The organism is Paenibacillus rubinfantis, assembly GCF_001486505.1.
GTDB classification, from domain to species: Bacteria; Bacillota; Bacilli; order Paenibacillales; family Paenibacillaceae; genus Fontibacillus; species Fontibacillus rubinfantis.
The window spans coordinates 575,380-588,416 of record NZ_LN909063.1; the positions used below are offsets into that span (position 1 = coordinate 575,380).

Here is a 13,037-nt window from a genome sequence, read left to right on the forward strand (position 1 = left end):
CCGGAAGCAATTTTAGGAGGGAAACGAAGATGAACAAAGGACGCGTTGTCAGCGTAATGGGTCCGGTTGTTGACATTGAATTTCAACGCGGTCAACTGCCGGAAATCTTCAACGCTATAAAAATTGAGAAGCAAGAAGGCCAGTCTGCGCTGGTTCTGGAAGCTTCCAATCATCTGGGCGACAACCTCGTTCGCTGTATCGCCATGGCCTCGACGGATGGCCTTGTGCGCGGTACGGAAGCGATCGATTTGGGAGCGCCGATTTCGGTTCCGGTTGGTGAAGCCACGCTTAGCCGCGTATTTAACGTACTTGGCGAACCGATCGACAAAAAGGGCGCCGCTAGCACGGAACTGAAATATCCGATCCACCGTGAACCGCCGAAGTTTGAAGAACTGTCGACGCAAGCGGAAATGCTGGAAACCGGGATCAAGGTGATCGACCTCCTGGCGCCTTACGCCAAAGGCGGTAAGATCGGCCTGTTCGGCGGTGCCGGCGTAGGGAAGACCGTAACGATCCAGGAATTGATCCGTAACATCGCGCACGAACACGGCGGGATTTCCGTATTTGCCGGCGTAGGGGAACGTACCCGTGAAGGGAACGACCTTTACATGGAAATGACGGAATCCGGCGTTATCGAGAAAACCGCGATGGTCTTTGGACAAATGAACGAGCCGCCGGGCGCACGTTTGCGCGTTGCCTTGACGGGCCTCACGATGGCTGAATATTTCCGCGACCAAGAAGGCCGCGACGTATTGCTCTTCATCGACAACATCTTCCGGTTTACGCAAGCGGGTTCTGAGGTTTCCGCCTTGCTCGGACGGATGCCGTCCGCGGTAGGTTACCAGCCGACGCTGGCAACCGAAATGGGTCAACTGCAAGAACGGATCACTTCGACCAAGAAAGGCTCCGTTACTTCGATCCAAGCCATTTACGTACCAGCGGATGACTACACGGACCCGGCTCCAGCTACGACGTTTGCTCACTTGGACGCAACGACCAACCTGGAGCGGAAAATTTCCGAAAAAGGGATTTTCCCGGCCGTGGACCCGCTGGCATCCAGCTCGCGGATTTTGACGCCGGAAATCGTGGGTGAAGAGCACTATGCCGTAGCCCAAGGCGTAAAACAAATATTGGCCCGTTATAAAGAATTGCAGGATATCATCGCCATCCTCGGTATGGATGAGTTGTCCGACGACGATAAAACGCTGGTAGCCCGTGCTCGTAAAATCGAACGTTTCCTGTCGCAGCCATTTAACGTCGCTGAGCAGTTTACGGGGATTCCCGGAAAATACGTTCCGATTGCCGAAACGGTCCGTAGCTTCAAGGAAATTCTGGACGGCAAGCACGACGACCTTCCGGAAGCAGCGTTCCTGTTCGTAGGAACGATCGAAGAAGCCGTCGAAAAGGCAAAAACGCTGTAATTCCAAGCCGAATCCGGATGCTTCAGAAATGAACTGTCCCACGAACAGGAGGGATAAACTTGAGCAGCTTTTTATTGGAAATCGTTACGCCGGAGCATGTGGTGTTCTCGAAAGAGGTGGACAGCTTGACGGTCCGCGGTCTCGAAGGGGAGCTCGGCATTTTGCGAGGCCATATCCCGCTCGTTACACCGCTGCAAGTTGCTCCGGTGATTGCGAAGACCGGCAAGGATACGACGACGATCGCGGTACACGGCGGTTTTATCGAAGTGCAGGGCGAAAAAGTGATCGTCCTTGCCGAAAGTGCGGAGCTGCCGGAAGAGATCGACCTGGAGCGGGCCATTGCGGCTCGTGAACGCGCCGAACGCCGATTGGCAGCTCGCAGCAACCAGGACCGCGTCGATCATCGCCGCGCGGAGTTAGCGCTGCAAAGAGCGGTTACCCGGATCAATGTATCCAGCCACCGCAATAAGAAATAATAGATAACGGGCACCTCTTGGGGTGCCTGTTTTTCTTTCAGAATGACGTGACGCTGACATTTAGGTAATAGTTGAATTTGGAAACCTTTGCATGACAAAGAAAAGCTGGATTATTGCTGCGATGGCAAGTATGATATAGAAGGTCTATAATTTTACAAGTTCATAACCGATATATATTACATGTTGTGAAACTTGGTTCAATGCGTTAAAAGGTAAGATTAACCGTTTAGGTACTTGCTGCATAAATATAAACGTGATGGGGGATATAGTCATGAATCCGGTCGACCAGGTAGCGACTTCGGTCGGTGTGGGCGGCTTGACGGCCATCCTCGTCTCCTTGGCATGCATCGCGCTGTCATGGTATGCGCTGCAAAACTTGAAGCTGGATCTATTCATCCGCCACCCCAAGGGACCTCAGGGCAAGCTGCTTCAGCTGCTGCTTGCGGTTGTGTTGGGCCGTTTTGTAGCCGCGTTTGTCATGGATTATTGGGGATATACCCAAATGTTGAAGTACATGTTTGGATGACGACGAAATGAAGGTTTGTGGGGTTAGTCGGTAAACAGATCAGGAAGTAAATTGTCGAATAACATCATTTCATTGTGTCAACAATGGTGAGTAAGGACTACGACTCGAAAGCATGTCCATAAACGGGGCAAGAGGCGATTTCTGCGCTAAAACACGCTTTTTCGACAGGATTAGAGCCTTGTGTGCCTTAAATGACCGGTGATATGATGAAATTTAGGGAATGAACAGGTTGATCTTTTTCCAAATCGGGAAATAAGTGAAAATGAACGCGCGGAGGGAACCATGATGAGCAAATTTATCGTCCGCGGTGGCAATGTTTTGGCCGGGAACGTAAAAGTCAGCGGTGCTAAAAATTCAGTGCTACCGATCATTGCAGCGTCTTTATTAGGGGAAGAAGGGGTCAGCATTATTCGTGATGCGCCGCCTCTTGACGATGTAATGACCATTAATAAAGTGTTGGAGTCGCTGGGAGCGGCCGTGACCTATGACCGGGAAGTCATTACGGTCGATGCACGGCAAATCGCTTCATGCGAAGCGCCTTATGAATGGGTGCGAAAGATGCGGGCGTCTTTTCTTGTCATGGGTCCGTTGTTGACACGGATGGGGTTCACCCGGATTTCCCTGCCGGGCGGCTGCGCGATTGGAACGAGACCCATTGATCAGCATTTGAAGGGCTTCGAGGCGATGGGCGCAGAGATCACCCTTGGTCATGGATTTATCGAAGCTAAGGCGAACGGCCGCCTCCGCGGTGCAAAGATATATTTGGACGTTGCCAGCGTAGGTGCTACGGAGAATATTATGATGGCAGCAACCTTGGCGGAAGGCACAACCATTATTGAAAATGCGGCCAAGGAACCGGAAATCGTCGATTTGGCCAACTACTTGAACAGCATGGGCGCTGTCGTACGCGGTGCGGGTACAGGCATGATTCGGATCGAAGGCGTTGAGCGACTGCACGGCTGCGAACATACCGTGATCCCTGATCGGATTGAAGCCGGTACTTTCATGGTGGCTGCGGCGATTACCGGCGGAAATGTATTCGTTGAAGGGGCCATTGCCGATCACTTGGGTCCGGTGATTTCTAAGCTGGAGGAAATGGGCGTGACGGTGGAAGCGCAGGAGAACGGAGTACGTGTGATCGCGGATAAGCCGCTGAAAGCCGTTGACGTGAAGACACTGCCTTACCCGGGCTTCCCGACCGATATGCAGTCGCAAATGATGGCTCTGCTGCTGGTGACCGAAGGGGCTAGCGTCATTACCGAGACCGTATTCGAAAATCGCTTCATGCATGTGGATCAATTCCGTTTAATGAGCGCCGACATTAAGGTGGAAGGGCGCAGCGCAATCGTCTCCGGGGGCAGCAAGCTCAGCGGAGCCAAGGTATGCGCCACCGACCTTCGTGCCGGAGCTGCACTGATTCTCGCCGGCTTGGTAGCGGAAGGTACAACGGAAGTCAGCGGTACGCATCATATCGACCGGGGTTATGTGGATCTGGCTGAGAAACTAACCGGTCTGGGTGCAGACATTTGGCGTATCACGGTCGAAGAGACCGCTCCGGAAGCCGAGAAGGTGTCGGCTAACGTCAAAGAGGAAATCCCGGTATTGAAAATTCAGCCATCTTGGGCTTAACCATGGCTTAATTGAATAGAGTACGGAAGAAACCATACCGAAGGTGTGGTTTCTTTCTTTTTCCCCCTCCTTATGGATAGGGATAAACGTTAGCGAAGACCCGGGAAACCGGTTTTTTTTATTTGGTTGGGGAGAGCTGGTGGAGGTTAAAGCAGGCTTAAAATGATGTACCTAATACATCAATATTATAGTCAGCGGCCAAATAGGCCACGAAATGTTGCAGGGAATGCAACATTTTAGCGTGCATCGCTTAAGAAGGGAGAAAACGGGTTCTAGCAATTCGCCAAAACTCATATCTATAAGTATAGCGGGTAAACGATATAAGGAGAGAAACGCTAGGTTAGTAGCTCGCTTTAGGTGATAGGTATTCGAGGCAGCACGATCAGAGGCGGAGGTAAATCAAACGATGCAGGAGCGAAATCAAACCGTAAGGATAAATGTAGCGCCACGCCGAGAGGTGAAGCGTGGAGAAGAAGAACGCAGAGAGTTGGAACACAGAGAGGTAGAACATAGAGAGCTTCCGACTAGCGGAAGGGTACCGTTCCGGCCGTTAGGGCAGAACGAGAACCAAGCGGGCAGTGGGAGGAGTCCGGGCGAGGCGAAGGCGGCCCGGGGGCTTGCCCCGGCGGCGGCACCACCCCAGGGGGTCACGCGCACCGGCGCGGTCGAGACCGTGCCGCTCGAGCAGTACGTCACCGGCGTCCTCGCCGCCGAGATGCCGGCGGACTTCGAGCTCGCGGCCCTCAAAGCGCAGGCCATCGCGGCGCGTACTTTTATCGTTCGGCGGCTGGCAGCCGAAGATACCAGTGGCACCGCGGGCGGCAAAGCCGATGTCAACGATACGGTGGAGCATCAAGTCTACCTCTCCCGCGCTGATTTGGAAGAGTGGCCAAGTCTAGGTAAGGCGGCACAGCTCGATAAGCTGCGCCAGGCCGTGAAACAAACGGAAGGGATCGTAATGACCTATCGCGGTCAGCCGATCACCGCTTCCTTCTTCTCCTCCAGCGGTGGTTATACGGAGAACTCCGAAGAGTATTGGTCCCTGAAAATCCCTTACTTGCGCAGCGTACCGAGTCCGTGGGACGCCGCGATCAATCCCAAAAACCGCGAGACCCTTGAGATGCCCCTCTCCCAGCTGTACGGCAAGCTAGGGCAAAAGGTGCCTGAACCCGTGCAGACCGCTTTGGCGGCCTTGGATCAGGGAGACAGCAAAGCCGCGGCGGCGAAGCTGAGTGCAGGCAAGCTGTTTAAGACGCTGTCTTGGACCTCCGGACGCCGCGTTAAGGAAATTCGGATCGGCGATCAGGTCTACACCGGACGCGAAGTTCGGGAGAGGCTCGATCTCCGCTCCAGTCAGTTTACGCTGGCGGTGACCGGCGATACCGTGAAGATCACTACCTACGGCTACGGCCATGGGGTGGGGATGAGTCAGTGGGGAGCCAACGGGATGGCACAAGAAGGATATACGGCCACGCAAATCCTCAAACACTACTACACGGGAATCTCGTTTCAGCAAGCCTCCCATTTTCTCAAGTAACCTTGTGAAAAACGATGATTCTCTTTTTCTGAAAAAAAGTATAAAGCCGAAGTATAAAAGAGTTCGCCCCGGTAACACTGGTTACTGAGGTGATGAGCAAATGAATGAAAACCAGAAAAAAACAGGACACGAGGAATCTCCTAAAATTGGATTGGGAGAGCCGGTCAAACCGGTATCCGCGTGGAAGAGATTATTGTCCAAGAGATGGGTTTACCCGGCAGCATATGTGGCGGCAGCGGCAATTATACTAACCTTAGTGTGGGTCTACCAGGATGCGAGCAACAAGCCAATGGACTCGACCCCCGCCAGCGTGACCGACACCGTAAACCTGTCCGGCGATGAGGAAGCCGCAACCGGAGAGGGAACGAAAGAGGAAGAAGCGACCGAGGTTATCGCCTCCTCCGAAGATCTCACTTGGCCGGTAGCGAATGCCGCCGAAGTTGCCGTCGTGAAACCGTTCTATGAGAAGGAAGGTACGGCTGAGCAACATCAAGCCGCCCTGGTGCAGTACAACGATACGTTTACGCCAAACACCGGGATCGACCTGGCCCGCGAAGACCGCAAGCCTTTCGAGGTAACGGCCGCCATGAGCGGAAAAGTGACGCGGGTTGAAGAAGTTCCGCTCCTCGGGTATGTCGTGGAAATTACCCACGCCAACAACCTGAAGACGGTTTACGAAAGCTTGGGCGAAGTGAAGGTGAAGAAGGATGCCGAAGTGAAGCAAGGCGACATGATCGGCAGCGCCGGCCGTAACGAAATCGAGAAGGACCTCGACAATCACGTCCATTTCGCGATTTACGAAAACGGCGAGCTGGTGAATCCGGAAACCGTACTTCCGAAAAACTGAGGTTAACCCATCCATCCCTTTATAGGCACTGCCGCCGATCCAATCGTTCGGACAGTTGCGGCAAGCCTAACGGAGAGCAAAGAGCTCTCCGTTTTTTTCTGTTCAGATGAATGAAATAGCGTTATGAAATCATCTTATTTCACGAAAAAGCAGGATTAACGAACGAATAGGGGGAGTTTTTAACGCTATTTTCTCAAAATGAGGTTCAAAGCAGCGCAAATGCTGGAAATAAGGTGATTGGATAACGCTAGTTTCCGAAATGAACCCGAACACTCCCCAATAAGGTGATATTATCACGCTAATTCCCCTTCATTTCACACCCCTCACTGAACTTGTCCCGCCCTGCTGCGCCTTCCTATGAAGTGACCGGAGGTAAAATAAATGGCCTCGCCCAGGCTTGTCAGGCTTGGAAACAAAGAATATCTAGGCCCGCCCCTCATATAATGTACCAAACTATCTCGAGTTGAGGGAGGCGGGAGCGTGCACGATTACATCAAGGAACGGACGATAAAGATTGGACGGTGCATCGTGGAAACGCGGCACACAGTTCGAACGATCGCCAAGGAATTCGGCGTTTCCAAAAGCACGGTGCACAAGGATTTAACGGAACGTCTGCCGGAGATTAATCCGGATTTGGCGGATCAGGTGAAGCACATTCTCGAATATCACAAATCGATCAGACACCTGCGCGGCGGGGAAGCGACGAAGATCAAGTATAAGAAAAAAGGCCAAACCAAACGCGAGGTGATTAGTTCCGTCAAATAATGGGTAATTATTTAGTTCACCCATCGAACGATTTTCATTGAATCATTCCCCTAAAGTATGGTATTTTTAAATATGGTATAAGATGATGTGGATTTTCATCCATTTATCCCGAAATTTCGCGATATTCTTCGACTTTTGTCGATTAACAACACCTTGGTTAGCGGGACACTTCTGCCATATTCCATGGGGTAGGGCCGCTACGTCCTTTCCGTGATTTACAAAAATACGCTTTGGGGGATCGAATGATGGGCAAGGATATTGGGATTGATTTAGGCACGGCCAATGTGCTGATTCATGTGAAAGGGAAGGGAGTCGTTCTTGACGAACCTTCCGTAGTCGCGATTGACAGCGACGGAAGACGGGTGCTGGCCGTCGGTGAAGAAGCCAGAAAGATGGTGGGCCGGACGCCCGGAAATATCACTGCAATTCGTCCCTTGAGGGACGGAGTCATTGCCGATTTTGAAATTACGGAAACGATGTTGAGATACTTTATTGACCGGGTGGGCGGTAGAAGCTGGTATAGCCATCCGAGAATTCTGATCTGCGCGCCGACGAACATTACCTCGGTGGAGCAGAAGTCGATTCGCGAAGCCGCCGAACACAGCGGTGCCAAAGAAGTCTATTTGGAAGAAGAACCGAAAGCGGCTGCAATTGGAGCCGGTATGGATATTTTCGAGCCGAGCGGTAACATGGTTGTCGATATCGGTGGCGGAACGACGGATGTGGCGGTGCTCTCCATGGGGGACATCGTCACCGCCTCGTCGCTTAAAGTCGCTGGGGACAAGTTTGATGCCGCCATCATTAAATATATTAAAACGAAGTACAAGCTATTGATTGGCGAACGGACGGCGGAGGATATCAAGATCGGGATCGGAACGGTATACCCGAACGGACGGGCGGCCGAGATGGATATCCGCGGTCGGGACATGGTGTCCGGGCTGCCGCTGACTGTGACGATTACGGCGAACGAGGTTCAGGAAGCGCTGGCCGATCCGGTATCCTCCATCGTAGCCACCGCCAAATCGGTGCTGGAGCGCACTCCGCCGGAATTGTCCGCCGATATTATCGACCGCGGCGTGATTTTGACCGGGGGAGGCGCTCTGCTGAACGGACTGGACGAGCTTCTTGCCGAAGAGCTTCGCGTGCCGGTGCTGATTGCCGAAGATCCGATGCACTGCGTGGTGAAGGGAACGGGCATCATGCTCGATAATTTGGACAAGGTGCTAAGAAGAAAGCTCTAATCGTCCGATATAATAAGAAAGAATGTGTTGCCCGGTTAGTTAGGGCATTGAATATACAGTACGTTTGGAGGGAAGGCCATGCTTAGAGGTCTCTATACCGCAGCATCCGGCATGATTGCCGAGCAGCGGCGGCATGATACAGTTACGCAAAATATCGCCAATCTCAATACACCAGGCTATAAATCGGTGAACACGGTGGCGCACTCTTTTCCCGAAATGTTAATCTCTCTGATGGGGGACAAGCAATCGGGAGCCACTTCGCGCATCGGGAAGCTTGTGACCGGGGTATTTGCGGAAGAGAGCTTGCCGGCGTTTACGCAAGGGGATTTAAAGGAAACCGGGAACGGAACCGACTTTGCCCTGATCTCAGAGCTTGGCCTAACCAACCCGGCAACGGGCCAACCTTATGCTTTTGACGCATCGGGCAAATTTGTGACGGAGGACGGCGAGGTGATTTATCAGCCTCAGGCTTTCTTCGCCGTGGAAGATAACGAGGGGAATGTTCGGTATACCCGAGATGGCAGCTTCTCCGTCAATGCGGCGGGAGAACTGAGAACGTCCACCGGCTACCGAGTTCTGGATGCCACCGGCACGCCGATCGTCCTCGATGCGGGACTGTCCGTGAATACGCTGACCAGCGATGAAGCCGGGAACTTAACGGCGCTGGACAATACCGGTGAACCGGTTAACTTGGGAACACTAGGAGTCACGGTGATTGAACAGCTTTACCAGTTGGTCCGGGAAGGCAACGGCGTTTACCGCGTTGCAGATGAAGAGGCAGCGGGAGTTCGCGAGTTGGTGCCTGGAGCGGATGGAGCCGTGGTACGCCAAGGTTATTTGGAGGTATCCAACGTCGATTCAGCCCAAGCAATGGTAGACTTGATGGCAGCCCAACGGGCTTATGAATCCAACCAGAAAATCATTCAATATTACGATAAAAGCTTAGATAAAGCGGTGAATGAAATCGGCCGCGTGTAAGTTAAGCGACCAGCCATTACAGGAGGTGCGGCATGAATAACACCATCATCAGCGCGATGGTTTCGATGAGCGGAATTCAACAACGTCTGGACTTGCTTGCGGACAACATCGCGAATGTGGATACGGTAGGCTATAAACGAAAACAAGCCAATTTCGAAGATACGTTGACGCGGGTACAGCAGCAGACCTCCGATCTGAATTTGCCCGGCCGCGCCACACCATCCGGCTTTACGCTCGGATTCGGTTCCAGAATGTCGCAGGTTACGGTGAATTATACCCAAGGCTCCATCAAGGAGACCGGGAATCCTACCGATCTGGCGATTGAAGGGAATGCGATGTTTAGCGTGTTAACCCCGGATGGGGTTGTCGCTTATACCCGCGGTGGAGATTTTCACGTACAACCGGATCCGGATGACGCCGATGCGGCTTTCTTAGTGAATCAACAAGGTTATGTGGTGTTAAATGCCGATGGCGACCCCATCACATTCCCTTCCGATGCCAAGCTGAGCGTTGACTCCGAAGGGAACCTTCTGGCTACAAACGGGGAGGGAACAACGGAAGTGGGGCGAATCGCCCTGCTGACGGCAGGACGACCGGATGCGCTGGTTCAGAAGGATGGTAACCTGTTTGTCCTGGCTGCAGGCTTGGATCCTGCCGAGGCGATGGTGGATACACTCACCCTGCCGCAGGAGCAGCGGGCTAGCCTTCGTCAAGGGGCGTTGGAAGCTTCCAACGTAGACTTGACCGAAGCGATGGCTGAAATGATTCAAGTGCAGCGCGCCTATCAATTGACTGCTCGCGCGCTGACGTCCGGCGAAACGATGATGGGTCTGGCCAACAACTTGCGCGGATAGGTGGGAAGCTTCATGAGTGAAGACAATCAACCGATGGCTGCTAAACGCCCGGCCTGGATCGTCATCCTGCGTATCGTCCTCGTGTTGCTGGTTCTCGTTGTGGCTTTGGCGGCGGGTACCGTCGTAGGCTATGTCGTTTTCGGCAAACAGGACGCTTCGGACATCTGGCAATGGTCGACGTGGAAGCATGTATTCGACCTGGTGTTTGCTTCGTAAATGACGGCGGAAGCGGACACTTGCGTTTTTGCGTAGGGAACGCATATATAATAGAAGAAACTCAATGAATTTAACATAATTGTCCACGAACTCTCGGCTAACGGGAGTTTTCTTTTTGTAGGCGAAAAATGTATAATGATGGGGGACTATCCGGCTAAAACAAAGTCAAAAGGGCTATATCCGTAACCGACCTGGGGGTCGTTTGCGGATAAGCCCCTTATCTTAACCTTCGCTTCTGCAGAGGCGAAGGATAACTACAGTGTGACCGGATGCCTGCGCTTTTATTCAAATGTGGAGCAGCGCAAGCTCGGAACACCTGCGACAAACCGAAAGGAGACGTACATATGTTAAATACGAATGAAATTCAGGAGATTCTTCCGCATCGCCCTCCGTTTCTGCTGGTGGATCGAATCATCGAGTTGGAGGAAGGGAAACGCGCCGTCGGCATTAAGAACGTGACGATCAACGAGCCTTTCTTCACCGGACATTTCCCGGGATACCCCGTCATGCCCGGCGTGCTGATTACAGAAGCATTGGCACAGGTTGGAGCCGTGGCGATACTGAATGTGGAAGCGAATCGCGGGAAAATCGGCTTTTTGGCCGGGCTCGACGAGTTCCGGTTCCGCGGGCAAGTAGTTCCAGGGGATACGCTGCGTCTGGAGGTCGAAATTACTCGGATGAAGGGCTCTATCGGGAAAGGCCACGCGATTGCCAAAGTGGACGATAAGATTGTCGCTGAAGGAGACATCATGTTCGCCTTGTCGTAATCGGGCTCAAAGTATAAGGAGATCACTAAGGAGGAGAAACAACCATGACTGAAATCAGCAAGGCGGTAAGAGAGAAGCTGGAGAACTGGCTGCAAGACCCAACGATTGATGACGCCACCAAACAGGAACTGCGCGACTTGGAAAATAACCCGTCCGAACTCGAGGACCGTTTCTATCGGGATCTGGAGTTTGGTACAGGTGGTTTGCGTGGCGTGATCGGCGCCGGGAGCAACCGCATGAACCGCTATACGGTTGCCCGTGCTTCGCAGGGCTTTGCCGAATATATTCTGGAAGCGCATGCGGGCCAAGCCGGAGCACCTTCCGTGGTCATCGCGCATGACTGCCGCCACTTCTCGCCGGAGTTTGCGCTTGAGGCGGCGTTGGTGCTGGCCGGCAACGGCATCGTTGCCAAGCTGTTCCCGTCGCTTCGCCCAACGCCGCAGCTGTCTTATTCGGTGCGTGTGCAGAAAGCAACCGGGGGGATCGTTGTGACGGCGAGTCATAATCCGCCGGAGTACAACGGCTACAAAGTCTATAACTCAACGGGCGGCCAACTGGTTCCGCATGAAGCGGAGCAGGTTATTGCTCGGATTCAGGAGATTGCCTCGTTCGCCCAAGTCAAGCGGTTAAGCCGTGAGGAAGCGGAAGCAAAGGGGCTGCTTGTTTGGCTTGGCGCAGCCGAGGATGAGGCGTTTGCGGATACCGTAGCGAACACCAGCGTGAATCGCGAACTGATGGCCGCAGGTGCGGCGAAGGATCTCGTGGTGGTCTTTACCCCGCTGCACGGAACAGGGAACCTGCCGGTTCGCCGTGCTTTGGAGAAGATCGGGTTTACCCAAGTGCATATCGTGAAGGAACAGGAATTGCCGGACGGAGATTTTCCTACCGTGAAATCGCCAAACCCGGAAGAACGGGAAGCGTTCACGATGGCGATTGAGCTGGGCAAACAAGTGGGGGCGGATCTGCTGATCGGCACGGACCCCGATGCGGACCGCATGGGTGCAGTCGTGCGGACACGGGACGGCGAATATGAAATTCTTACCGGTAACCAATCGGGTTCCTTGCTCGTTCATTATGTATTAAGCCAATTGAAGGAAAAAGGTGCGCTTCCGCAGAACGGTGCCGTCGTCAAAACGATTGTCACCAGCGAATTTGGCGCCGCCATCGCCCGCCATTACGGAGCAACGGTGTTTAACACGCTGACCGGCTTCAAATACATCGGCGAGAAGATGAACGAGTTTGAAGCTTCCGGCGATTATACTTATTTATTTGGTTATGAGGAAAGCTACGGGTATCTAGCGGGCAACTATGCGCGGGACAAGGATGCCGTCGTGGCCTCGACCTTGATCTGCGAAGCAGCGGCTTATTATAAACGCCAAGGCAAGACGTTGATCGATGTACTCGAAGAGCTGTACGGACAATTCGGGTACTACCGCGAAACGCTGGCTTCCCGTACGTTGAAGGGCAAAGACGGTCTGGCTCAAATCGGCGCGCTGATGGAAGCGTTCCGCAGCCAACCGCCGCAGGAAGTTGGAGGCGTGCGTGTATCCGAGGTCCTCGATTACTCGCTGGGCCTTGACGGTTTGCCGAAGGAGAACGTATTGAAGTTTTTGCTGGAGGATGGTTCGTGGTTCTGTCTGCGGCCGTCGGGGACGGAACCGAAGATCAAATTCTATTTCGGCGTTTGCGGTACTTCTGCGGAAGACGCCAAGTCGCGCTTGGATCGGATTCAAGACGATGTGCTTGCGCGAGTTGAGAAGTAAAGGCAAGTTCGAGTTCG

Annotated in this window: 13 protein-coding genes; all 13 read left to right on the forward strand. The window is 53.2% G+C overall.

Going from position 1 to position 13,037, the window contains the following annotated elements; genetic code table 11:
- Window positions 1-29 precede the first annotated feature (29 nt).
- The gene (gene atpD, locus BN3277_RS07730) at window positions 30-1,421 is read left to right on the forward strand and encodes a F0F1 ATP synthase subunit beta (protein ID WP_059041665.1); all 1,392 of its coding nucleotides are present in this window, start codon (window positions 30-32) and stop codon (window positions 1,419-1,421) included.
- A gap of 59 nt (window positions 1,422-1,480) precedes the next feature.
- Entirely contained in the window at window positions 1,481-1,897 is a 417-nt protein-coding gene (locus BN3277_RS07735; protein WP_059041666.1) for a F0F1 ATP synthase subunit epsilon, read from the forward strand.
- 271 nt (window positions 1,898-2,168) lie between these two features.
- Window positions 2,169-2,423: a DUF1146 family protein gene (locus tag BN3277_RS07740; RefSeq protein WP_059041667.1), complete on the forward strand. Its 255-nt coding sequence runs from the start codon at window positions 2,169-2,171 to the stop codon at window positions 2,421-2,423.
- Window positions 2,424-2,708: 285 nt separating this feature from the next.
- Window positions 2,709-4,052 carry a UDP-N-acetylglucosamine 1-carboxyvinyltransferase gene (murA, locus tag BN3277_RS07745; protein WP_059041668.1) on the forward strand — a complete coding sequence of 448 codons (1,344 nt, stop codon included), beginning with the start codon at window positions 2,709-2,711 and terminating at the stop codon, window positions 4,050-4,052.
- Window positions 4,053-4,458: 406 nt separating this feature from the next.
- Entirely contained in the window at window positions 4,459-5,589 is a 1,131-nt protein-coding gene (gene spoIID, locus BN3277_RS07750; RefSeq protein ID WP_232436357.1) for a stage II sporulation protein D, read from the forward strand.
- A 100-nt stretch (window positions 5,590-5,689) separates the two neighbouring features.
- On the forward strand, window positions 5,690-6,436 hold the full coding sequence (locus tag BN3277_RS07755; RefSeq protein ID WP_059041670.1) for a M23 family metallopeptidase: 747 nt from the start codon (window positions 5,690-5,692) through the stop codon (window positions 6,434-6,436).
- A 480-nt stretch (window positions 6,437-6,916) separates the two neighbouring features.
- Window positions 6,917-7,201, forward strand: a complete 285-nt coding sequence (spoIIID, locus tag BN3277_RS07760; protein ID WP_059041671.1) for a sporulation transcriptional regulator SpoIIID — start codon at window positions 6,917-6,919, stop codon at window positions 7,199-7,201.
- Window positions 7,202-7,443: 242 nt separating this feature from the next.
- Window positions 7,444-8,442, forward strand: coding sequence for a rod shape-determining protein (mreB, locus tag BN3277_RS07765; protein ID WP_059041672.1), 999 nt, complete (start codon window positions 7,444-7,446; stop codon window positions 8,440-8,442).
- A 78-nt stretch (window positions 8,443-8,520) separates the two neighbouring features.
- Window positions 8,521-9,420, forward strand: a complete 900-nt coding sequence (locus BN3277_RS07770) for a flagellar hook-basal body protein (protein WP_059041673.1) — start codon at window positions 8,521-8,523, stop codon at window positions 9,418-9,420.
- A 32-nt stretch (window positions 9,421-9,452) separates the two neighbouring features.
- On the forward strand, window positions 9,453-10,274 hold the full coding sequence (locus BN3277_RS07775; protein WP_059041674.1) for a flagellar hook-basal body protein: 822 nt from the start codon (window positions 9,453-9,455) through the stop codon (window positions 10,272-10,274).
- Window positions 10,275-10,286: 12 nt separating this feature from the next.
- Entirely contained in the window at window positions 10,287-10,490 is a 204-nt protein-coding gene (locus tag BN3277_RS07780; RefSeq protein WP_059041675.1) for a DNA-directed RNA polymerase subunit beta, read from the forward strand.
- A 344-nt stretch (window positions 10,491-10,834) separates the two neighbouring features.
- Window positions 10,835-11,257: a 3-hydroxyacyl-ACP dehydratase FabZ gene (fabZ, locus tag BN3277_RS07785; protein WP_059041676.1), complete on the forward strand. Its 423-nt coding sequence runs from the start codon at window positions 10,835-10,837 to the stop codon at window positions 11,255-11,257.
- Between the two features lie 44 nt (window positions 11,258-11,301).
- Window positions 11,302-13,020, forward strand: a complete 1,719-nt coding sequence (locus BN3277_RS07790; RefSeq protein WP_059041677.1) for a phospho-sugar mutase — start codon at window positions 11,302-11,304, stop codon at window positions 13,018-13,020.
- Window positions 13,021-13,037: the final 17 nt, after the last annotated feature.